Origin of the sequence: Bacillus sp. NPDC094077 (genome assembly GCF_050279465.1) — a bacterium.
Taxonomy (GTDB): Bacteria; Bacillota; Bacilli; order Bacillales; family Bacillaceae_G; genus Bacillus_A.
This window is the reverse complement of the sequence record NZ_JBNNUF010000020.1, coordinates 30,336-54,764: the sequence shown is the minus strand read 5'-3', so window position 1 is coordinate 54,764 and position 24,429 is coordinate 30,336. Positions and strand designations below refer to the sequence as shown.

General features: G+C 33.3%; 17 protein-coding genes and 4 pseudogenes. 14 read left to right on the top strand and 7 right to left on the bottom strand.

Annotated elements, in window-relative coordinates; translation table 11 throughout:
* Window positions 1-346 precede the first annotated feature (346 nt).
* From ACQKNR_RS26430 to ACQKNR_RS26385, 10 genes and pseudogenes are all read left to right on the top strand, one after another.
* Window positions 347-3,076: an EAL domain-containing protein gene (locus ACQKNR_RS26430; RefSeq protein WP_427322023.1), complete on the top strand. Its 2,730-nt coding sequence runs from the start codon at window positions 347-349 to the stop codon at window positions 3,074-3,076.
* An 811-nt stretch (window positions 3,077-3,887) separates the two neighbouring features.
* Entirely contained in the window at window positions 3,888-4,646 is a 759-nt protein-coding gene (locus tag ACQKNR_RS26425) for an ADP-ribosyltransferase (protein ID WP_427322021.1), read from the top strand.
* A gap of 706 nt (window positions 4,647-5,352) precedes the next feature.
* A complete protein-coding gene (locus ACQKNR_RS26420; RefSeq protein WP_427322019.1) occupies window positions 5,353-6,630 on the top strand; it encodes a D-alanyl-D-alanine carboxypeptidase family protein in 1,278 nt (425 codons plus the stop codon).
* 82 nt (window positions 6,631-6,712) lie between these two features.
* Window positions 6,713-6,937: pseudogene (locus tag ACQKNR_RS26415) on the top strand (DDE-type integrase/transposase/recombinase); the annotation flags it as partial.
* Between the two features lie 788 nt (window positions 6,938-7,725).
* Window positions 7,726-8,412 carry a response regulator transcription factor gene (locus ACQKNR_RS26410; RefSeq protein WP_427322017.1) on the top strand — a complete coding sequence of 229 codons (687 nt, stop codon included), beginning with the start codon at window positions 7,726-7,728 and terminating at the stop codon, window positions 8,410-8,412.
* A complete protein-coding gene (locus ACQKNR_RS26405) occupies window positions 8,409-9,473 on the top strand; it encodes a histidine kinase dimerization/phospho-acceptor domain-containing protein (RefSeq protein WP_427322015.1) in 1,065 nt (354 codons plus the stop codon). The genes ACQKNR_RS26410 and ACQKNR_RS26405 overlap by 4 nt, the downstream gene beginning before the upstream one ends.
* Window positions 9,474-9,727: 254 nt before the next feature.
* The gene (locus ACQKNR_RS26400; protein WP_427322013.1) at window positions 9,728-10,489 is read left to right on the top strand and encodes an ABC transporter ATP-binding protein; all 762 of its coding nucleotides are present in this window, start codon (window positions 9,728-9,730) and stop codon (window positions 10,487-10,489) included.
* Between the two features lie 16 nt (window positions 10,490-10,505).
* Window positions 10,506-12,353, top strand: a complete 1,848-nt coding sequence (locus ACQKNR_RS26395; protein ID WP_427322011.1) for an FtsX-like permease family protein — start codon at window positions 10,506-10,508, stop codon at window positions 12,351-12,353.
* 736 nt (window positions 12,354-13,089) lie between these two features.
* A pseudogene (locus ACQKNR_RS26390) lies at window positions 13,090-13,558 on the top strand (polysaccharide deacetylase family protein); the annotation flags it as partial.
* An 813-nt stretch (window positions 13,559-14,371) separates the two neighbouring features.
* Window positions 14,372-14,845: an 8-oxo-dGTP diphosphatase gene (locus tag ACQKNR_RS26385; RefSeq protein ID WP_427322009.1), complete on the top strand. Its 474-nt coding sequence runs from the start codon at window positions 14,372-14,374 to the stop codon at window positions 14,843-14,845.
* 140 nt (window positions 14,846-14,985) lie between these two features.
* Here the strand turns inward: ACQKNR_RS26385 and ACQKNR_RS26380 are convergent.
* The 3 genes and pseudogenes from ACQKNR_RS26380 to ACQKNR_RS26370 all read right to left on the bottom strand — a co-directional run.
* A pseudogene (locus ACQKNR_RS26380) lies at window positions 14,986-15,209 on the bottom strand (DNA repair protein); the annotation flags it as partial.
* A gap of 56 nt (window positions 15,210-15,265) precedes the next feature.
* A complete protein-coding gene (locus tag ACQKNR_RS26375) occupies window positions 15,266-15,589 on the bottom strand; it encodes a heterocycloanthracin/sonorensin family bacteriocin (protein WP_427322007.1) in 324 nt (107 codons plus the stop codon).
* Window positions 15,590-15,863: 274 nt separating this feature from the next.
* A pseudogene (locus ACQKNR_RS26370) lies at window positions 15,864-16,427 on the bottom strand (DNA repair protein); the annotation flags it as partial.
* A gap of 43 nt (window positions 16,428-16,470) precedes the next feature.
* Between ACQKNR_RS26370 and ACQKNR_RS26365 the strand changes: the two are divergent.
* Complete coding sequence (locus tag ACQKNR_RS26365) at window positions 16,471-16,830, top strand: 4'-phosphopantetheinyl transferase family protein (RefSeq protein WP_427322005.1); 360 nt, start codon at window positions 16,471-16,473, stop codon at window positions 16,828-16,830.
* Between the two features lie 86 nt (window positions 16,831-16,916).
* On the opposite strand, the gene ACQKNR_RS26360 is transcribed toward ACQKNR_RS26365, so the two are convergent.
* Window positions 16,917-17,636: a hypothetical protein gene (locus ACQKNR_RS26360; RefSeq protein WP_427322003.1), complete on the bottom strand. Its 720-nt coding sequence runs from the start codon at window positions 17,634-17,636 to the stop codon at window positions 16,917-16,919.
* Window positions 17,637-17,878: 242 nt separating this feature from the next.
* Complete coding sequence (locus ACQKNR_RS26355) at window positions 17,879-18,454, bottom strand: hypothetical protein (RefSeq protein ID WP_427322001.1); 576 nt, start codon at window positions 18,452-18,454, stop codon at window positions 17,879-17,881.
* Window positions 18,455-18,854: 400 nt separating this feature from the next.
* Between ACQKNR_RS26355 and ACQKNR_RS26350 the strand changes: the two genes are divergently transcribed.
* The 3 genes from ACQKNR_RS26350 to ACQKNR_RS26340 all read left to right on the top strand — a co-directional run bounded on the left by ACQKNR_RS26350 (window position 18,855) and on the right by ACQKNR_RS26340 (window position 22,227).
* Window positions 18,855-19,694 (top strand): YitT family protein, encoded by an 840-nt coding sequence (locus ACQKNR_RS26350; RefSeq protein WP_427321999.1) that lies wholly within the window; start codon window positions 18,855-18,857, stop codon window positions 19,692-19,694.
* A 477-nt stretch (window positions 19,695-20,171) separates the two neighbouring features.
* Window positions 20,172-20,849, top strand: a complete 678-nt coding sequence (locus ACQKNR_RS26345) for a response regulator transcription factor (RefSeq protein WP_427321997.1) — start codon at window positions 20,172-20,174, stop codon at window positions 20,847-20,849.
* A 1-nt stretch (window position 20,850) separates the two neighbouring features.
* Complete coding sequence (locus ACQKNR_RS26340; protein WP_427321995.1) at window positions 20,851-22,227, top strand: sensor histidine kinase; 1,377 nt, start codon at window positions 20,851-20,853, stop codon at window positions 22,225-22,227.
* Between the two features lie 150 nt (window positions 22,228-22,377).
* Here ACQKNR_RS26340 and ACQKNR_RS26335 read toward each other — a convergent pair whose 3' ends face one another.
* Together ACQKNR_RS26335 and ACQKNR_RS26330 are read right to left on the bottom strand one after the other, a co-directional pair.
* Window positions 22,378-23,637, bottom strand: coding sequence for an MFS transporter (locus tag ACQKNR_RS26335; RefSeq protein ID WP_427321993.1), 1,260 nt, complete (start codon window positions 23,635-23,637; stop codon window positions 22,378-22,380).
* Window positions 23,638-23,706: 69 nt separating this feature from the next.
* On the bottom strand, window positions 23,707-24,330 hold the full coding sequence (locus ACQKNR_RS26330) for an ArsR/SmtB family transcription factor (protein WP_427321991.1): 624 nt from the start codon (window positions 24,328-24,330) through the stop codon (window positions 23,707-23,709).
* Window positions 24,331-24,429 lie beyond the last annotated feature (99 nt).

Below are 24,429 nucleotides of genomic sequence, written 5' to 3'. Positions count from 1 at the left end.
ACAGTATATTTTCCTTCTTTCTAAGTGTGACAATTAGCGACTAACTATGTTGCAATGGAAGCTTAGATTCTATCTCATATTCAAAGAGCAGTTAAGTTGTATCATTCAAAGTTACGATGCGTAAATACTTAAAAAACCACATTTTTCAACTTATACTTTTTGACATCCGCGGTATAAAAAATAGTAAACATCTACAGAAAGTTAGTAAGACTGTTGTATGTAGAAAGAAATCTTTTAAAAAGGTCATAATATGGATAATAGGTAGCACCCACTTAATTAATAGGAGATGTGCCACCATCAAGACATTTTTATAAAGATATAGAAAAAACTCAAGAAGGTGAGTCCATTGCGTAAACATACATATGTGCAATTTTATGTATTGATATTGGCTTTAATGGCTTATATAAGCTTTTGCTTTATATTTTTATTTGTTTTTCCGAATCAGTATTTCGTATCAGATTTTAATATCCGACTATCATCTTTAGTGGTTGAAACTACTGTATTTATCTCATTACTGTATTCTATATTATCCAGAAAAATTAAATTAGGAGTATTCTGGGTTTGCATTACTATTGCAATAGGGTGTTTCTTGATAGGGAATTTTATATCCGCTTTTCAAGTACTTAATGTAGAATTACCAATACAAAATTTTAATATCTCTGATGTATTTTTGTTGTTTTTCTTATTCTTCTTTCTCTTTGCGTTCTTTTATAAAATCATGATGGAATGTAATAAGTGGGAGAAAGCGTATTTACTTTGTGATTTATGTATTGTTGTTACTGCTATTTTTACATTAGAGTGGTACTTATTTAATAAGCCTTCTGCAAATATCTTATTCTTATCAATTGGAGATGTTTTTCTTTCATTTATTTTTCCGATTATAGATTTATTACTTCTTTTACTTGGAGTTACCCTAATCTTTCGACCTGCTATTTTCAATGCAAAAAGTAAATTGTTTATTTTTATCCTAGTATTAACTGGATTTGCTATTACGGACTACTTGTATTTTTACTTACAAGATGCTTTGTCAGAGCGTTCAGTTATATTATTACGGTGTTTGTATAGGGTTTTCCTATTATTTATCGCTATTGCTGCTACAATCCCAAAGAATGCATCTTCTAAAAGAAATTATTTTATTATTAATCCGACATTTGGAAAGAAACTTCTTGTCATATTCCCTTATCTTGCAGTTGCAGTCTTAATTGGTTTTACTCTTAAAGAGCAAACTTCCTCGGCTACACTGATTACGGGAAATTGTATTGCCTTTGTGTTTGTACTGATTCGTCATACAATCGTACGAATGCAAAACAAAGATTTAACCGAAACATTAATGGTGTTTAATAATCAATTAGAACAAAAAGTGTCTCAAAGAACAGCTGATTTAATAAACAAATCTAATGATTTGGTAAAAAATCAAGAGAGATTTAAGTCTTTATATGAGTATCATCCAGATCCTATTTTAACAATTGATTCAAATGGTACGGTATTAAATATAAACCAGGCTGGAAGTATGTTATTAGGAAAAGACAGTGCAGCATTAATAGGGAAAGAGTGCTTCTCTATTTTTTTAGATGAAGATAAATCTGAATTGGAAGCGGCTATAAAAAAAGGGAAACGATGTAGTTCGTCTTCGTTACAGTTACGTGTTAAAGATGATAATGAGAAGAATATACATTTTTGGTATGTCACTATTGTTCCTATTATGATAGAAGGACAAACTTTTGGGAGTTATGTAATGGTAAAAGACATAACGAGGATGAAGCAACAACAGGATGAGATAAACTATCTAGCATTTCATGATACGGTGACGGAGATTGGAAATCGAATATTCTTCCAAAAAGAATTAGACAGATCCATTGAGCGCGCAAAAAAAACACAGGATGGGTTTGGGCTCTTGTATATAGATTTAAACCGCTTTAAGAGCATTAATGATACACTAGGCCATTCAATTGGTGACAGGGTTTTAAAAGAAGTTGCCAAACGTTTTAGGACATGGCTGTCACCGGATATTCCTCTAGCGAGAATAGGAGGAGATGAGTTTGCAATCATAGTCCATAACCATACAGAGCAACAGCTGTTAGATTTGTGTGAAACATTATTTCGTATAACCGAAGAACCGTTTGTAGTAAATCAACATAGCTTTTATTTATCTTTTAGTATAGGAATAGCGGTGTATCCATTTGGAGGAACAAATTCCACTACACTTTTACAACGTGCTGATATTGCTATGTATAGCGCAAAGGAAAAAGGTAACAATGCTGTTTGTATGTATGACGAGACATTATCTCAAAAAATAACAAGGCGATTACGATTAGAACAGGATTTACCAAATGCAATTGAAAATAATGAGTTGTTTTTATTGTATCAACCACAAATTGATAGTAAGGCAGGTAAGGTTATTGGTGCAGAGGCTTTAATACGTTGGCAACATCCAGAGCTGGGGCTGATTTCACCTTTTGAGTTTATACCTATCGCGGAAGAAACATCGCAGATTATTTCAATTGGGAAATGGACGTTACAGGAAGCGTGTAGACAACTGAAAGAATGGCATTCTGCAGGCTATTCAAATCTAAAGATGGGGATTAATTTATCGGCTATAGAGTTTGAACAGAAAGATTTTGTTCAAACGATTATATCTACCATAGAAGAAATAGGAGTACCTGCTAATTTGATTGATTTGGAATTAACAGAGCGAATAGCAATGGTAGATGAAAAAGAAACCTTATTGAAGTTAAAAGCATTAAAATCCTATGGTATACATTTATCAATTGACGATTTTGGTACAGGATATTCTTCATTAGCATACCTTCCTTTGTATCCAATTGATACTTTGAAAATTCCAAGAGAATTTGTTAATAGGATCGGAGCTTCTAATGATGGAGATGAAATTATACAAACCATTATTTCACTTGCCCATACTTTAAACATGAAAGTGATAGCGGAAGGAGTAGAAACGAAGGAACAATTAACAGCGCTACAACGTAATGCATGTTATCTAATTCAGGGCTATTACTACAGTAAACCTGTAAATGAAGATGAATTTATCAATTTTTTAGGTACAATGCAATATAAATAAATGAAAAATCTGTATATTTATGAAGTAAAGTGAAAGACGTTCTACCCATATGGAGTAGAACGTCTTTTTTATGTTTATTTTCAATAGATATGCAGCTAGGTTTCAGTAAAATAAGGATCTATATTTCTGGTATTAGGACTGATTTAAAAGGAATATTTTATTGGTGGGTATTGTTTTCGGTTAAAATCCCTAACGCTTTGTTTATAAAAATATCACGTCCATTTTTTACAAGTCTTTTTATTGACTCAATTTTTCGTTTCTCGTTGTGTTCTTTTGTAATGGTTCTTATATAATTAAATTTCCTGATATTTATATTGAATCCAACCAATCTATTTTGTTTTTGGAAATTCCAATAGAGAATCAAATGAATTTTTAAGTCGGATAAACCATAATATATAAACAAAAGTGTATCAAAAGGTCGGCTTATTTATGAAGTGATTCTAAAATATATTTCTATATCTTTTGAAGTGGTATCCCTTAATGAAAACATACTACATCAAAAGGAGTACCTTTAGAAACACTTTTACAGATGGGTATATAGCTATAAGAAAAATAAGCCTTCATAAGTATCATTTTAAAATTTTACAGATATATGTAGACAAAACAACTTTCACAGTAAAGTTACATGTATTTTCAAAGGAAGCTTCTTTATAAGAAGCTTCCTCTTTCTTTATGGAATCTTTATTTTATCTTTCTTTTTATTTAATAAATAGTATCTATAATGAGTTGTATACTCTATATAGATTTTTGAATGAGTAATTGGTGTATAAGGGTGTCTGTTTTTACTAGAAAGAAGAAAGGAGGATGTAATATGAAAATCAAGACAAAGTTTTTACCAGTTGTCCTAGCGTTCAGTACAATGGTTACTGGAAGTACAGTATTTTTTAATTCAACAGTTCATGCGTATACAGAATCTGTAGTACAAAAAAATATCCAAAAGGTCTTAGATTTTAATCGTTCGGCCGATAAACCTCTTGCTATTGCTTGGGGAAACAAATTCTATAATCAGTGGATTCCAAACGTTAGTAGTGCAGAGAAAAAAGAGTTCGTGTCATATACGGATCTAGGATATTTTCATTTAAATGCTTATCTTCAGGAGAATAAAGGTCAATTACCAGGAAGAGATATTGAAATGGAACAAAAAATAAAGCATTTAGATCGAGCATTTAGTGTGTCCAGTGTACCTAATAACATAGTGGTATATCGTAGGAGTAATGAAAGTGCGTTTGGCTTAGAGAAAGGCACGCTTATAAAAGATAATAAACTGAATAAACAAGAATTTTTAAAATTCAAAAATAAATTCTTAGGGAAATATCAAACAGATTATACGTATATGAGTACATCTATTCTTAAAGATGCCTCAGAAAGCTTTAGTGGGCGACCTATTTTGATCCGTCTAACGGTACCTAAGGGAAATCATGGAGCATATCTTGCATCGTTAAGCCCATCTCCATGGGAAATGGAGATGTTATTGCCGAGAAATACGACCTATAAAGTAAATGGTATTTCATACGTTAAAAATGGCAATAGCAATTATGTACTAGTTGATGCTTCCATCATGAAAGCTTAATTCAATTGAATCCATAATATAGTTTTTTTGTGAATTATTTTGAAAGTTAAATGAAATTCCAAAAAACAAAATGAGTAGAATGATATATGGGATAATCCTAGATACCATTATACCAGACTTATAGAAATGCCCCAATAGAGTAGACTCTATTGGGATGGTTTACTCGTGAAAATAAAGAACACCATGGAATTTACATAACTAAAAATTGGATTTTCTAGAATATATTTATTAAACGTACAATTTTCTTTTTTAGGACGTGCCGGGCCAAATAGGTCTATAAATTTGGGATAGTTTAGGGGATTACTAATAGCTGTTGTAATTCCTAGTACACCGAAAAGACTGCGTCTTCGCCTAGAAAACTTTGCAACAGAATCATATATTTTATCTTAAGGTTAAATTGTTTTTTTAGTTATGGAACAATATTGTTACTCAAATTGTCTATTAAGTGTAAGGGTGAAAACTGGTGTTCAAACTGGATACCTTTTATCTAATTTAACATTTATTCTAAGTATTAAAAATCTGAAAGGAATAATCATTTTGAAAAGTACAAGGATACTACAAATAGGAATGTGTGTTGGCGTCGAAAAGGATGGGAGTGAAAGCTATCCTAATGTTTTATATGTGAATAGGATTTAATAACTATATCTCATTTTTTTTATATTAGAATGATAATTATGTGAACAGAAAGATATTGGGGGTAACAGAAGTGAAAGGGATTTTTTGCAAGAGGTTCATTGCTATAGTAACAGTGCTTACACTCGCTTGTAGCATGTTTGTTACATATGGAAGTGTATCAGCAGAAACAGAATCTGCTTTAAATATTGAAGCAGGTGCAGCGATATTAGTAGAAGCAGATTCCGGGAAAATTTTGTATCAAAAAAATGCGGATGAACTATTAGCGATTGCTAGTATGACAAAAATGATGAGTGAGTACATAGTTAGTGAAGCTATAGCTAAAGGGAAACTTAAGTGGGATCAGAAAATTAAAGTTTCTAAATACGCACACGAAGTTTCACAAGATCGCTCATTATCAAATGTGCCCCTAGAAAACGGTGGTTATTATACAGTAAGAGAACTATACGAGGCAATGGCAATTTGCTCTGCCAATGGTGCGACAATTGCTTTAGCTGAAGCAATTGCTGGAAAAGAAGTCGATTTCGTAAAAATGATGAACGATAAGTCGAAAGAATTTGGATTGAAAAATTATAAATTTGTAAACTCTACAGGCTTAACAAACAATGATTTAAAAGGACAGCATCCTGAAGGGACAGCTCCAGACGAGAAAAATAAAATGTCTGCAAGAGATTGTGCGATTTTAGCACAACGTCTGATTCAAGATTTCCCGCAAATATTAGATACAGCAAAAATCTCGAAAAAAACATTCCAAAAGGGCGGGAAATATCCAATTGATATGGTGAACTCGAACTGGATGTTAAAAGGTTTAATTAAGCAATATGAAGGTGTAGATGGCTTGAAAACTGGAACAACTCCAGAAGCTGGGGATTGTTTCACTGGCACAGCAGAAAGAAACGGTATGCGTCTTATCTCTGTAGTGATTAAAACAAAATCTCATACAGCACGTTTTGATGAAACAAGGAAATTATATGATTATGGATTTGCGAATTTTGAAGTGAAGAAGGCCTATGAAAAAGATTCAGCATTAAAAGGGCATGAAACAGTGCGGGTAGAAAATGCAAAAGAAAAAGATGTAGCAGTTCAAACGAAGCAAGCTGTTTCACTTCCAATGCCAAAGGGCGGCAAAGACGTTTATAAGAAAGAATTTAAAGTATCGAATAAGGAACAAGAAGCACCTATTAAAAAAGGTGTAACACTTAGTCAAATGATTATTTCGCCTAAAGATAGTAACGATCCTGGATTCTTATCAGGTAAATCATTACAAGTAGACCTTGTGACGAAATCTGAAGTAGAACAAGCAAATTGGTTTACACGTTCTATTCGCGGAATCATATCTTTCTTTAGCTAGTCCTGTTGCAAAGTTTGAAAAAACTAAGCAGGTTGGTAAATGAGGAATAATGTTTAAGAAGTAGCTAGTAATTGTTGAAGTTCATTGTACAGTCAAATATTTGAACAATCTCATCGAACAAGACCATAGACATGTAAAAAGGCGGTTTTTCAAATCTGTAGGATTTGAAAGTATTCGCCATGCTTCATGTACCATGAAAGACATTGAAGCCTTTCATGCTCTATATAAACGAAAACGAAGTTTGCAACAACCAAACTTCGTTTTTTCAATGCACAATAAATTACATTACTTACTAACAATCGCATAAAATCCAACTGCAATCATACCAACTTTTTATCTGTTAAGAAACTTTGCACCAGCCCCCTTTTGGGTTAGCTTATAAATCTTTCTAAATTCACGAATTTCTTTACCGATATTATTTAATGTAATGTCCCCCTAGAATTTTCTATAAATTACTATGGACTCTTATAATATAATACCTATTGAACGATGAATGGACTCCCTCTTGGATTATTGGAAGTTAAATCTAATACTTTACTATATTTTTTTAGCTGTTGTTAGTAAATACCATTACAATGAGAAGCTAATAGCGAACATTTCAAGGGTGGCCATATATTTTTAAGACAAACTGCTGTAGAATTCTTAAGAACTTTTGCCCCTTCTTCTTAAGGTTTGGACTCTAGAGTATGATTATGAATTCAAACAAGCGGAGTGATTAAGTATGAAAACAATTCGCTTTCTTATTTCTGTATATAATGAACTAAAAATCAGTTGGTGCAGCCCTTCCAAGTTCAAGATTTATTGGAGACAAAATGATTGAAGGAACTGATTTGAAGAAAGTAAATTACACTGTCAAATATGGACCAAGTACAGGTGTATTTGAAGAAAAAATAAATTGGAAGATTAAGGAGACTTATTAATTGTATATGGTTCAGCAGTAAATATTGAACAATATATTAGGGGAACGATATCACTTATATCCATTATGTTATTTCTTGTTTTCCGTTTGCAGGTTTACAATAAAAAGAAGTTAGAAATGTCTCACCTACTTATGTCTTTAATTGTTCAATATGAGAAAAAATGTGGAGGAATAATATGGAGTCAAAAATTCTTATTGTTGATGATGATAAGGAAATTAGAAATCTTATCTTTGTTTATTTGGAAAATGAAGGCCTGGAAACACAAAAAGCAGAAGATGCTATGGAAGCTTTACAACTGTTAGAAGAAAAGGAGTTTGATCTGATTATTTTAGATATTATGATGCCTAATATGGATGGTATTGAAGCGTGTATGAAGATTAGGGAAGACCGCAATATGCCTATCATTATGCTGTCTGCAAAATCTGAGGATATAGACAAAATTCAGGGTCTAGCCTCTGGTGCAGACGATTATTTATCAAAACCGTTTAACCCATTGGAATTAATCGCTAGGGTAAAATCCCAATTAAGAAGGTTTAAAAAATACAATACGTCAATAGAACATAATAAAAGCATTCTAGAAATTGGTGACTTAACAGTAAATACAGATACACGTCAAGTATGGGTAAGAGGAAAGGAAATAAGGTTAACTCCAAAAGAGTTTGATATTCTCGAACTACTTGCCCGTAACAAAGGGATTGTCCTGAGTGTTGCAAAAATATATGAAGCAGTTTGGAAAGAGGTGTTTTATAAATCAGATAATACCGTCATGGTGCATATTACAAAAATAAGAGACAAAATTGAAGAGGATTCTAAACATCCCATTTATATTAAAACAGTTTGGGGGATAGGGTATAAAATATGAAGAGGGTTAGTTTTAGAAATAAGATAATTATAAAACTTCTTGGTGCTGTTGCAGTTAGTTTTTTTGCTTCGTTTGGTTTAACAATCCTTGTTTTTCAATATATCATAATACCAATAGATAGAAATTACCACCTTGAATTAAATTGGGTAATATTGTTCTTATTCACGTTCGCAATCTTTACTTTTATCATCATTTTTTTGATATTGGTCCGAAAGAAAATAATATATTTGAAACTCATTTCTGATAGTGTTAATGATATTGCCAATGGAAAACTGGGTATGTCAATTGGAATTGAGGGGAAAGACGAATTGACCCAACTTGCTCAAAATATTAATTATATGTCCAAGGAATTGGAGCATACATTTGAACAGGAAAGACGATTGGAACGTACTAAGAATGAGCTCATAACCAACGTATCTCATGACTTACGCACACCGTTGACATCTATTATCGGCTATGTAGGTTTATTAAAAAGAGGGCAATACGACAGTAAAGCACAATTACAGGAATACCTCGAAACCACTTATTTAAAATCACAGAGATTGAAATATTTAATTGATGAACTGTTTGAATATACCCGTTTATCAGGCATAGATGCTATGTTAAACCTTAATGAAGTTGATTTATCAGGTTTGTTAGAACAAATAGTTGGAGAATACATTCCTATATTTGAAAAGGAAGGTTTAATCGTTCAAAAATCAATAACGGAAGAAACAATACCTATTTTCATAGACGTAGAAAAAATGGTACGTGTTTATGAAAATCTGTTTATGAATGCGATAAAGTACAGCATGAGACCATCCGAATTATCAATATGTCTTGAACTAATAGGTAACAAAGCAATTTTGAAAGTATCAAATAAAGTCGAGAAGCCACCTGTTAGCAATCCAAATAAATTGTTTGAAAGGTTTTTCAGGGGGCATAAGGCAAGAAAAGATGATCAAGGAAATGGACTGGGACTTGCTATCTCAAAAAAAATTGTTGAACTTCATCATGGTAATATACATGCGGAGTATAAAGACGGATGGATGTCCTTTATTGTTGAACATCCAATTAAATAGAATGGCTTATGGAATTATAGATTCCATAAGCTTTTTTTTATAAAACTTAAGAATTCTTAAGGGTTTTACGGGGTGTTTCCTAATTTTCATAGTTTATCATGTATGTATTCAAAGTGATGAGGTGAGTGAAGAAGATAAAAAAGAAAGTTTTCATTGTAGCTTTAAGGTGGATGAAACATGAAAATTTTATTAAAAGCAACTAAGAATAGCAGCTTATTGTAAAGAAATGCAAAAACAAACGTAGGAGGATATATATGATAAAACCAGTTGTAGATGTAAAAAACATTCAAAAATTGTACGGTAAAAAAGGTGAGAATCAATCACACGCGTTAAAAGGTGTATCATTCTCAATTCAAGAGGGGGAGTTTGTCGGTATTATGGGACCATCTGGTTCTGGTAAAACAACATTATTAAATGTAATTTCAACGTTAGATAAAGCGACAGGCGGCGTTGTTGAAATTGCAGGAACAAATATTACGAAAATGAAGCAAGGTGAACTTTCTGATTTCCGTTCTCAAAAATTAGGATTCATTTTCCAAGACTTTAACTTATTAGAGAATTTATCTATTTACGAAAACATTGCACTTCCACTTTCTCTTCAAGGTGTCCCATCACGAAATATTGGACAGAAAGTAGAAAAGGTAGCTGATATGTTAGGAATCTCAGCGATACTTCAAAAGTATCCATCTGAAGTATCTGGTGGACAAAAGCAGCGTTCCGCAGCAGCACGTGCGTTAGTTCATGAACCAGCAATTATTTTAGGAGACGAGCCAACTGGAGCTCTTGATTCCAAAAATGCAACCAGTTTACTTGATGCCATGACAAGCTTAAATAAAGAGCAAGGTGTATCTATTATGATGGTTACACATGATCCGTACAGTGCAAGTTACTGTCAGCGTATTTTATTCATTCAAGATGGTGAGCTATATAAAGAAATTCATCGCGGTGGTACATGTGAAGAATTCTATAAAGAAATTTTAGACGTGCTTGCAAAATTAGGCACACAAAAAGCGTAAGAAAAGGGGGTTGGGCATGTTATTTAAACTTTCCATGTCAGGGTTAAAAAGTAAGTTACAAGATTATATTGTCTTACTTGTTGGTCTTGTTGTATCTATTTCAATTTTCTATATGTTTCAAACGTTAGCACTAAATAAAGGGTTCCTTGAATCTAATGCACATGTGGGACCTATTGTATTTATATTCCACATTGGTTCCTTTTTATTAGCAATTGTAACATTTTTTTATATTTTATATGCAAACTCTTTCTTATTATCTCTTCGCCAAAAAGAGTTTGGCATGTACATGATGTTAGGAGCAAAAAAGCATAAAGTTACCTTACTTATGTTTATCGAAACAATCGTATTAGGTGCCGCATCTCTTGTAATTGGAATTGCAGTTGGTGTAGGACTTGCAGAGTGTATCGGTCGGTTATTAATGAAACAGCTGGAATTTTCTGGCAAAGGATATAAAGCATTGTATATTCCATCTATGACTTTTACTTGTATCTTCTTTTTTGCACTATTTGTACTATCAGCAAGTATGAATAGTATTAAATTATCACGTATTTCTGTATTACAACTTGTACATGCAGATGCACAAACAGAGCATGTCGCGGTAAAAGGAAGAATGGCAGCTGTAGTTGCATTCCTTGGTCTGATTTTGCTAGGTATTGGTTATGCATCACTGATCTATATACCACATGAAAAAGATCTAGGAACCGTTCCTAAATTAATGGCTCTTGGATTAATCACAGCAACAGTTAGTACTTACATGTTATTTGGATCACTTTTCCCAGTTATGATTAGAAAGTTAAAGAGTAATAAAAAATGTAGTGAAAAAGGGCTTAATGCTTTTACTTTTGCTCAATTAAACTTCCGCATTAATGGCCTAACAAATGTGCTTGCAACGGTAGCAATCCTAGTGGCTCTTGGCGCTGGTGGAATTGCGTGTGGTTTGGCATTTAAAAACGACGTTCTAAAGCAGACTGATAAAGGAACAATTTACGATTCGGTAGTTCATAATCCAACAGCGGAAGAAAAGAGCATTTTGAGTGGTATCTTATTCCAAGAAAAGCTTGAATATCGCTACAAAGTAGATGATAAGTATGTTTATTATATAAAAGAAGATTTAGAAAAAAATCGTCCTTTGGTAAAAGATAGAAAAAATGGTGAGACGATGAAAGTTTCAGAGGGAATTCCCATGGATGCATTTGCATTGTCAAGACAATGGGGTAAAGATGATGGAAAACCAAAACAATGGAGCGACGCTTTCCAAACAATCCAGCCAAAGTATATGTATCCTGATCATAAAGTGAAAATTGTCGATCAAAACATATACGATAGTATGAAAGGTACAGAAAATACGGTGTTTATTGGGAAAACAGATGATTTTGGATCATACATAAAAGAATGGAAAAAACTTGATGAATTACAGGTAGCGAAATATAAAAATGTGAAAGCGGAAGAACTGGATAGTAAGTATCAAACATATAATATGAATCATGGTCTTGCCAGCGGACTAATGTTTATGGGTTTCTTCGTTGGAATTGCATTCTTAGCAATGATGGCAAGTTGCTTAATGTTTAAAATTCTATCCGGTGCAGCCAAAGATAGTACACGTTATCAAATGCTTCGTAAAATCGGTGTTCGCCGGGAGTTATTAATACAATCGATTTATAATGAGTTATTCTTCGTATTTTTAGTCCCAGCAATTGTGGGTATTACTCACATATTAGTTGGTATGAATATGTTCGGACCTCTTTTAATTGATCCGTACTTTCGTATTTGGTTACCAATTGTTATTTTCGTAGTGATTTACTCGATTTATTACCTCATTACAGTTCAATTATATAAAGGAATTGTACTTCCGAAAAAAGATTAATGTAATGATGTTATTTATACGAAGTATCAACATAATCGGACTCCGTTTTATTGATCATTCTGAATGGGTACAAGAAATTTGGAAATAATAAATGGACTAGCACTAGGGTCCATGAACAATTGGTTCTAGTGCAAAAGCTCTAAAATTTTATCTTTTACTTAAGAACAGACTATTTCAATAGTCTGTTCATTTTTTGTGGTTCTGGTGCAAAAATAATAGAATATGAAGAAAGCTTTAACCTCCTAATATTCTTCCTTCTTTATTTACTATACACACTATAAAAAATCAGTATGGTTAAATAGTCTTTAAAGAAATAAAAAAACGTATGACTCTACAATGAATATTGTAAAGTCATACGTAATGATTAGTTAAAATAATCGCGTTTTGTTGGTGCTACCCCATCGCTATCAAGCTATGGTTTTATATACTTTTAAAAAAGGAAACTTCTTATATAGAAGTTTCCTTTTTCTTTATAAAATCTTTATTTTATCTTTCATTCCTTTTAAATATTTTGTTATAAAGTAATTTAATGAAGAAATGGAGGCTAGAAAATGAGTTTTTTAAAGAAATCTAAGTACCTTTTTATTGCGTTTATTCCTATGTATATAGTTATTCTTTATTTTCAATGGAGTAAAAGAAAGTAAGGTATTTGAGAAAAAAGAACGCTTTTAATGGATGTATCATATGGAGAAAACTTTCCCTTATAACAGTAAATGCGCCGAAAGTGATAAAAGCGGGAGTTAAAGAAAATAGTAAACGAGCGATAAAAGAAAATCATTATATCGTTGAAAATAGTATGATACATGATAGTAAGAGATTATACACTGATGGGTAATTTGTATCAGAGATGAAAGAAATATTAACACTTATCCATAATACTACAGGAACAAATCCTACGTTGGGCCTTCCTCCGTATGGTCATCACCAGGATTGAAGGACCAACCAATTCTAGAGGCCGGTATTAAAGTTTGTGATTGGACAATTGATCCTTACGATTGGGAGCTAAAGGATAATTCAAATCAAATTATAGAAAATGTAAACAAGCAATAGTAGATGACTTGGAAGTCATTCTTATGCATGAAAAGCCACACACACTACAAGTACTTCTAGAAATCGTAAAGTTTTATAAAAAAAGGTATGAGTTTGGTGTTTATCAGGATACTGACCATTTTCACTTGAATTTCCAAAAAGACGCACGTTTGTAAGCTGAAAATAATATAAAAACCCTCATACTAAAAAGATTCGTAATGGTTCTCAGCGTTTTATAGAAACCAAGAAACTATTCTCATATGGATTTGATAAACTTTATATACCTTTTCTTTAATAGGGTACCACCATATGCGGTGCACACTGGTTTGATTTTTTTGTAAATGTGAAATGTATTACTTAGATTGTCTATTAAGTGTAATCCTAAAAAATATGAAATTACGGATTATTTCGAAAAATGAAAGGGTATTAAAAATAGGGATGTGTGTGGAAATACTGAGTGTTAGTCTTACAAGTGTAAAACTTTTTACAGGTGAACCATTGCAGGTAAACGCAAAAAAGCTGAGAAAACTAAACTTGCAAATCACACGATCCATCGAGAATTCGCTCAATTCAAGAAAAAGTTTGACGCTAGACTGGGTGCCTATACTATTGATACCGATACCGTACAAATCGGTAAGCGACTGTCCGATTTAATGAGCGCTTTCACCTATATGGTTTTGGCTGCAGGAGTAGTACTAAAGTAAAATTCAATTGACAAACTTGATGAATTTATAACCTTCACGAAAGATGACTTAGTTGAATATTCACTAATCATAAAAAATACATGGATATCGGTATGACTCTTGAAGAATTTGCAGGGATCGCTATTCGTTAAGGTGATAAAACTGCAGGAGACTAACTGATTCGTGTTAGCACCTAAAAGATTGAGATGAGATGGTCTATTTAAAAACGATTCTGATGTCTTATATGTAAATAATCTAGTATAGTATGTTTATAATGTAAGAAATGGAAAATAAGGGAGAAACAGCATGAATAATGTCGTAAATCACAAAATTTGGACGGTATGTATGATTCAAAATGAGGACAAGGTTTTACTCCTCGATAGACAGCATGATGATTTCAAAGGATTCATTCCTCCTGGAGGAAAAGTAGAATTTCCGGAAAGTATTGTTGATAGTGCCATTAGAGAAGTTAAAGAGGAAACTGGTCTTGAAGTTAGCAACCTTGTTTATAAAGGCCTGTATGAATATGTTAATCCGATTGCCAAAGACCGATATATGATATTTAACTATTTTACAAAGGACTTTAAGGGGGATTTACTTAAAGATTCGCCAGAAGGAAAAGCTGTTTGGGTGAATATCAATGAAGCTTACAATCTTCCTATGCAAAAATCTATTCGTAGAAGATTCCCTTTGTTCTTTGAAGAAGGAACATTCGAAATTCAAGTGGAATGGGATCACGAAAAAAATCAAGAAGGACTAGTTACTATAAAGAAAACATAGACATAACAATGCTGGTCTACACATATTAGTCATATCTAATATGTGTAGACCTTTTGATTTTAAGCATTTATAAATTTAGGTCTTGATAACGAACGGCGTCCATTTTACCATTCCTCTTCCTTTTGGCATATTAGCGTTGTTCATGCTTTTTGTCCCCATAACAGTGTGTTTCTGTGTCTTGCTGTTGCATTATTTGTATAGGAAATTCCTCTTAATATGCTATTTTTTCCAAACTTTGTGCGTATTTCATCCATTACTTTCGTTAGCTTTATTTTTTTTCTCGTTTTATGATGTTATCAAAAAGGGAAATTTGTTCTTCTCCTTCACGAATTAAGTTTGTTAGGGAGATAGTAATACTTCTAATTGAATTCTTTTCGGTTCTCACTAAATAAGGATTTTTAAAACATGTCTAATCAAACTTTATACAAATGTTACAGTAGTACCATTAAAACCATCAAAACCATCAAAACAATTAGAGCAACCACCACAACCACCACAACCACCACAACCACCGCAACCACCGCAATTAAAGCAACCGAAGCAACCAAAACAACGGAATCCACCACAACGGAATCCACCACAACGAAATCCACCACCACCACAGCGACCACAACCGCCACAGCGACGAGCATCATCATTAATATAGTAATATGGATATTGGTTTTGCTGGTCCCAATACACAACATTTCCAGACTGATAATCATTAAGGCTTAATGCTTGTAGTTCTTGTTGAAACATATTCATTTTCATGACCTCCGTTTATAAATTAAAAACACATCGATGCTTTCCTATATTTCTGTTCGTTAAATCTAAGTAGAAATAGCGCTATAAACTAAGTTCAATACGTACACCAACAAAATATGACCTATCACTAGATGATGCACCTTGTTCATATGCCTATTTATAGGTTATTTTTACTATGGGCACATTTTTATAAATGGAAATTAAAAAATGTGAATTTAAACAATAACATTTAGATTTATGTCATCATTTTCTAGTTCTATAGTCGTATATTTTATAATTTTGTTTGGACATCTTCGTATTTCCAATAAGCAATCCCATCTTTATTTTTCTTCGCTTCAATATCTAAAGCAACCTTACTCATTAATGGGTTAGGAGCAATCCCGATGGTGCATTCGATCCGTGTATGTTCATATATTTCTTGTTTAAACTGCAAAGCGAATTCATATGGATTTTCAGCGAATAAATGGATACTATCCGTAATGTCCATGAAAAACACATCGATGCTGTAGTGATGAAAGTCTTCAATAGGGACATATTGTAGAGCTAGCTTCGTTATGTAATTGGAGCACTTAATATAAGTTCCCATAATTGGATTCACAATAAGGATTTCTTTTTGTCGAGGAATCTCGTATAACCTTGCCATCTTCTTTAAACCCATTGCTTTTAATGGTGGAGTTGCGGCTAAGACAATGGAGCTAGTCCTATTCACATCACCGACTACAGCTAATTTGGTATGAAGTGGATCAAAGCCCAATTTAATACAAATAACTGAAGCATAAAAGCTTCGAAGGTCAACACATAAAATGATTCTATTCGGTAAAATAGAATAGTCATACACCATAATTCTTCCTAATAATAAGGACGTTTGTTTCCAATCTAAAATGGAAAGCGACTTTAATATCTCACATTCTGGAAATTGGATAAATTTAGCGGTTTCTGAATGTGGGAAAATCGGGGGAGATGTAGAGGGAATTAAACCCATAGGTTTCTCAATTGCTAAGACTTTTTGTTTCCAAAGGGAATACGCTCAATTACAAAAGTATGATTATGAACAGAAGTTAACATATTTTTATTCCCTTTGGACGTTAAAAGAATCTTTTGTGAAACTAGTTGGTACTAGACTATATTATCCAATAGGGGTCACCATACATACCCATCAAGCTAAGAAAACAAGTTACCCCATCGCCATCAAGCTAATAAATGCCAATATCCCCAAAACGAGAAATTTATGCCTTTTATAGCAATGAAATTCATATTTCTCGCTTTGAGGTGGGTTATTTTTAAATTGATAGTAATGAGGTGCTACCCTTATGAAAGTTTCACTTTATTATGGACAAGGTGACATAGTAGTTACTTCTCCGAAAAAAGGAACCCCATTTACTGTACCTGCAGCTATAAGCGTTATATTTCCAGGTCCAAAAGCAGTAACATTAGTGTGGAAGAATCCATCAGCTTCCGTAAATACTGTAGTTGGGGAAACAGTTGCTGCACCTTCTATTGTGAACGTAACTGGTATTCCTGCAAATCCTATGCCATTTACTAACAAACGACCGGATGCTACAACAGGAACGTTACAATCTGCACTTGTAAATCCTAGTCCAATCCCCACTTCTGTACCAGTGACCGGCAATCTCCTAATGCAGACTTTAATGATCTCTTTTTCTTTGAATTTAAAAGCAACTCGTAATCCGTCTATAAATCCAAAATTTTGTTCTTGGGCAGAAACTTGTCCAAGAATTGCTACACCTGTGACCTCGAAAAGGTCCCCTTCATTGGCATCTTCACGATCAATGACACATTGAAAAGGGATATCATCAAAAACTTGAAAACCCGGCACTAGAGTGCCATTTTCTAAAACAGCAGTGTAAGTTAACGTTTTATGAACTACCCCGCAAATTACAACTTTTTCTGGGACTACGTTTTCAATATCCGCTTCAACAGTTTGTGTAAAGGTAACGGTACCTGCAAGTGCTGGGGGTACAAGCTGAGTTGTTCGCTCAACAACAACTTGACAACAAGTTGTTGGATTAATAAGTGGGCAAACCATTTAGTATTCCTCCTTAATTCTATCAATATATTCTCTCAGTACATTTCGAAGTCAAATAGAACGCTACTATTGTTTCTACTATAGATTATGAAGTAGATAGAGAGCTTGTATAGGAGGATATCTTGGATAAGCTTCCTAATTTTCAACAAATAATTAAGTTGTTTCATGTTAGAAAGATTCGTAACTACAAATCTAGTCTCTAAAATAACCTAATTTCATATTTATGATGAATAGATATAGATTTACTTAGTAATCATTTTTATAGAAACTTTTATTACATCTTTCTCTATAAAATTGAAAGCAAGGTTTTGTCTATACGATCGAAAATCATTTGAACTTCCAAAGTTAGCTTCACGTGCAAAAACTTCCCCGAATATTTTTTTCTCGACGATGCTAAATTGATGATTTTCTTTAATGTCCATTGATTCTATAAGACACTGGAAGGGAACATCATCTTGAATGCTATGATTTGGAATCTCTCTGTTATGAGTTACTGCTGTATAAGTAACAGTTTTTCGGATATATCCAATAATGACGACTACTTCTGAACACACCTTTTCAATCGTAGTGAATATCTGTTTATCAACTTTGACGGTTCCTTTTTTTGCGGGAGGAGCTAACTGGATTTTATGCTCAACAATTTGTCTGCAACACATCGTTTGGGATTTTGGAGTTTGCAATGCTTGTTTTGTTTTTTGAGTTTTTAGGGATTGCGATGATTTTATTGGGTTTTGAACTTTCGAAAATACCGATAAATCGATATGTGGTAAATAAGGTGCGCTTATATTAATGAAATCTTTCTTATGATGTGAATTCATATACGTTTCCTCACTTTTTGATAACATATAGTGTAGAATATGTTTTCTACACTATATATGCTTGTTTTTGACAAGGAATTTTAAAAAATGAGCTGTTGTCATATATCAATATGATTCTTTGACAATAAAAATTTTTTGGCTTCTGACTTATATTCAAAAAAAGCATGTTACTCCTTCTCATTTATATAAGAGAATAGTAATGTGCTTACAACTTTTAAGATAATCTAAATGTTCGATTTAATAACTTTGTGTGAGTCAGTTTATATACAGATATAGAATAAAATTTGATTAAAATCCTATATTAAAATAAAAACAGACTACTGTTCGATTTAAATGTTCCACGATATAATGGTGAGAGTTTATGTTTGAATAAATATTTTTAAAAGAAGTGAGGTACTGTATGAAGAAAAGAACGGCAGACATTATTTTTATTATTATTGGTGCATTCCTTTTTGCGTTAGGTGTGAATTTGTTTGTTATCCCGAACGAGTTCGGTGAAGGCGGGGTAACAGGTATCACGATTATTACCTATTATTTATTTGAGTGGTCACCAGGCTTAGTCAACTTAATTTTAAATGCGATTTTGTTAATCGTTGGCTATAAATTTTTGAATAAGGTAACAACAATTTATACGGTTATTGCTGTAGTTACCAACTCGCTATTTCTTCATTTGACAGAAGGCTGGCATATTGCTTCGGATGAAATGCTGGTAAATGCCATTTTCGGAGGAGTATTTATAGGGTGCGGGATTGGTCTAATCATTCGTGTTGGCGGAACAACAGCAGGTACTACCATCTTAGCAAGAATGACGCATAAGTATTTAGGCTGGAGCATTAGCTATGGTCTATTGTTTTTTGATTTAATAGTTGCTTTTTCATCTTATTTCATCATTGGTGCAGAAAAACTGATGCTGACAATTATTATGCTATATGTAGGAACGAAAGTAATGGAATTTGTAATCGAAGGCTTGAATCCGAAAAAGGCCATTACAATTATTTCTGATAAACCGAATGAAATTGCCGAACAGGTAACTACATTAATGGACAGAGGGGTTACCGTATACTCAGGTCATGGTTATTACACAAAAACCCCGAAGGACATTCTTTATATTGTTATTAATAAGCAAGAAGTAATGAAGTTAAAACGGATAGTTCAAACTACTGATCCGAGTGCTTTCATCGCTATACACGATGTTCGTGATGTGTTCGGAGAAGGATTTGTAGATATTTCTAAGGCTTAATAAGAGTTAGAAATTGTTTTTAAAAAGGCAGAAAGTGATTAATGTTTTTATGGAAATTAATCTTAATGCTAAAATATGAGAATCTATTTTGAACATCTTTTTTCAAAATAGATTCTTTTTATTTATCGTAAAATCTTGTAATCAACTAATATATCTTTATTGTTATTGCATTTTTTTTGTTTTTGACAATCCTCTTAAAATAATGAAGTTGTTGTTTGTTTTGATTGGGAATAAAGTTTTTGATTGATGTTAACCAAACTGATTCATACTAAAATAAAAATTCACCTATATCTAAACAATCTTTTTTCAAAAATGGGTGAGTTCCTTCTTTTAAAAAAATTAATTTTCGTAACATCATTTTAATCTAACTGTATTCCAAACAACTGTGGCATAGCATTTTGTTTTTTTCTTTTTCTTGCAAAAAATCCAATTGTTTCTTAATGTAAGAATGTAGAAAGATGAACAAGAGAGGGTTTAATGAAGATGATACATATTTTATTAGCTGATGATGACAAGCATATTAGAGAGTTATTACATTACCATTTAGAAAAAGAGGGGTTTAAAGTTTTTGAGGCTGAAGATGGAAAGGTAGCTCAAGGCGTTTTAGAGAAGGAAAATATTCATCTTGCGATAGTAGACATTATGATGCCGTTTGTTGATGGCTATACATTATGTGAAGAGATTCGCAAATATCATGATATACCTGTTATTTTATTAACTGCGAAAGATCAATTAGTGGATAAAGAAAAAGGGTTTATTTCTGGTACGGATGATTATATTGTAAAACCATTTGAACCAGCTGAAGTGATTTTTCGTATGAAAGCTTTATTACGTCGTTATCAAATGCTGAGTGCTGACATTATTACACTCCACGGAACGACAATTGACAGAAAAGGGTTTGAAGTGAAGTGTAACGGTCAGACAATTTTGCTTCCATTAAAGGAATTTGAATTATTATCACAACTTGCTAGTTATCCTGGAAGAACATTTTCAAGAGAAGAACTAATTGAATTAGTATGGGGAATGGATTTCGAAGGGGATGAACGAACAGTTGACGTTCATGTGAAGAGACTAAGAGATCGTTTCTCAAAACGGACAGATGACTTTCAAATTACAACAGTACGTGGACTCGGTTATAAGTTGGAGTTGAAGTAAAATGAAATCACTATATTCTAGATTTGTTTTTATGACAGTTGGCATTATGCTACTTAGTAGTATTATCGGTTTTTTATTAACGAATGTGTACTATCAAGTGAAGTTAAAACCGTACAATAGTGAAAAGATTTTAAAGTATGCTGAAGAAGTAAAATCGTTATACGAAAAGCAAAGCGAAGAAAATAAAGAGGCATACTTACAATCTATTGCGAAATTAGGATATGAAATTTATATTGTAGATGATCAAAAGAATGGAAAGCGTATCGGGAATGCGTTTCGCAAGATAACTATTAGTGATGATACCGTTCATAAAGTGTTGCAAGGTGAGACGTTTAATGGTGTTTCCACGTATCCAACGCGTCTTTTTATTACAGGATTCTTTGATAACGAATTAATTAATAGCGTAGGTGTACCGTTAAAGCACGGTGATAAACAGTACGCTTTATTTATTCGTCCTGACATTCAGCAGCAATTTGGTGAGATGCGAATTTTCTTGGCGGTATTACTTGGGTTTATCGTGTTATTAAGTATCATTTTTATAGCAATTGCAGCAGGTTATATCGTTCGTCCAATTCGAACATTTACAAAAGCTACCAAAAAGATTGCAAGTGGTGAATATGATATTGAATTAGATGAAAATCGAAAAGATGAAATTGGTACGTTAGCTACGAGCTTCCAGAAGATGACGAAAAGTATAAAGGAACTAGACGAAATGAGACAAGAATTCGTTTCGAACGTCTCGCATGAATTTCAATCACCGCTTTCTTCCATACAAGGTTTTTCTAAAACATTACAAACAGAAAAGATGAGTGAGGAAGAAAGAAATCATTACTTACAAATTATTGAGGGCGAAAGTAAGAGAATGTCTAGTTTATGTAAACAGTTACTTACGCTAGCTTCTTTAGATAAAGAAGAGAAGGTTCTACAAATAAAAGAATTCCATTTACAGAAGCAAATTAAAGATGTTATTTTTATGCTTGAATGGAAATGGCGTGAAAAAGATATAGCCGTTGAATTTGATGTACCAGACATCGTCATAAAAGGTGATGAAAACTTACTTCATCAAGTATGGAGCAATATTTTTACGAATAGTATTAAGTTTTCGAATGATGGCGGGACGATTGAATTTGTTGTAGAAGAATTAGAATCTAGCGTTATGATCTCTATATCAGATAATGGAATCGGTATGGGAAAAGAAGAAATGGATCGTATTTTTGATCGTTTTTATAAAGTAGACACAGCAAGAACGAGAAATATAGAAGGTAGCGGATTAGGATTATCAATCGTGCAGAAAATCGTTGAACTGCACTATGGAAAAGTTTCGGTATATAGCACGAAAGGGGAAGGGACAACTGTTCGGGTGGAGCTTCCTAAATAGATGTAGGGGAAGAGGCTGTTTTTGGAACAGCCTCTCTTTATTGTTGTCATTTTTTGTCGGTAAGTCGATATTCCATGTCGAATCGCTGATAAATTCGAAAAATCGCCGATAAAATTTCACTTACTTACTCTAGATAATGTTTTCTTTTTGCTACAAAGCAGCATCTTTCACCCGTTCTTCCTTAAACCGCACTCCAAAAGTATCCGCTGTAATTTCATCAGCTTTCGGCAATGAACGTAATTTCGGATGAAGTAGCCATACTAGAGAAATGAATAAAATCCCGATGCTAGCAAGCGCGAAAATGAGCTGGCTACTAAATACATTTGCAGTGTATCCGCCAATTAAAGAGCCGAACGGCATAACGATTGTACCCATGCTTCGTGTGACTGAATTGATGCGTCCAAGATATTGATTTGGAATTGCAATTTGACTGATCGTCGCAAATAATATGTTGATCGCACCAATTGGTATCCAAGCTAAGCCGAATAAAAAAATAGATAACCATTGAAACGGTACAATCGTAGAGAGAAACCAAAAGAGAGCGCCAGCCGCAAAGCCAATAATGGAGACACGGCCAACATTACGTTTACCAACCCATGAACTTAATAATGCTCCAATTAAACTGCCGGCTGATATAGCGGCTAAAAAGAAACCATATAATTTCACACCGCCTAAAGAATCAGCGAAAGAAGGAAGTATCGCCATCGTCATACCGATAGAAAAATTAGCAACAACTGAACCGATCAAGAAGACGCTCATTAATGAACGAAAGACGATTGAAAAACCTTCTTTTAAATCAGAGAAATATTGCTTAGTTGAAAGTGCTGTGTTTGTTGCGGTTTGTTGCGGCATTTTTAATGAAAAGAATAAAAGGGCGGTAATCGCAAATGTAAAGGAGTCGACCACATATAAAGTAATTGCACCAAATAGTGCTACTAATATTCCGGAAAGAGTCGTGCAAATTAAATCAATGCCTTGATAAGCAAACGAGAAGAGTGAATTTCCTTTTAATAATTGTGTTTTATTCAGTAGAAGAGGTAAAGCTTTTGATTGTGCGGGATAGGCGAATTGTTCGATAAAGGATACGATGGGCATAATGATGAGTAGTAGTTGAACTGTTAGTAGATCGAAATAGTGTGTAATAGGAATGATTAATATAAGGATGCATTGCAAAACTTGTGTGATTACGAGGGTGTTTTTTATTGACCATCTATCAACGAATGGACCGGTAAGAAATTGTAATGCAGAAGGTAATAATGTAAGGAAACCAGCCAATCCAGAATAAAAAGGATTGCCACTAAGTTTATATACGAGCCACATCGCGGCTACATAATACAAGCTATCTCCTATGTTTGTAAAAATTCTCCCTAAAAATAATAAGAGGAAATTCCGGTTTTTTAATACGTCCATTTTATCTACTCCTTTATATTAAATTTATTCGGTAAAATAAATTTGACCGTTGGTGTAAAAAAAATCGTATTACGATTTTTCTTCTTTTTTAACAAATCGCTGCATTGCTCGTTCGTCGATTTGTAGTGCAGTAGTAGAAATGTAATAAGCTTTACTATTTGGATCTTTATCCGCGTCTTTTGCGATCTCGTTTAATTCAGCCATCAATTCATAAAACTTTTTCACCCACACTTGAAATTGTTCTGGCGTGGCATCAAACTCCCAGCAGGATGAAACGTAATTCCACTCAGCTGGATCTTCGCTTACTTTTCGTAATGTAAAAGCTTCTTCTGGTGCAGCGAGAATATGGCTTTTCGTTCTTTCTGTCATTTGTAAAAAGATTTGGCGACCTGATTCGCTTAATATTTCTAAATGAGGTAATAGGTCCGCGGCAGGGGTGAAGCCTCTAGCGACAGATTGATAAAACTTTTGAACGATGCCATTCTTTTCTTCTGTATAAACAATCTCTATAAAACCATTCTTTTCTAATTCTTTTAAATGATAATGAATTTTCGCCCTTGGAATGCCGAATTTCTCAGATAGTAGTTGTCCTGTATAAGGACGTTCGCATAGACGCATCATCATTTCGACACGTAGTGGATCGCTTATTGCTTTTAGTTGGCTATAAGTAGTTAGTGTTAACATGGGCTTCAAAATGATCAACTCCTCAAATGAAATTACTCGGTCAAGATTATTTGACTGAATTGTATCAAGGATTTTAGATATTTTCAATACTTTCTGAAAATTTAATCT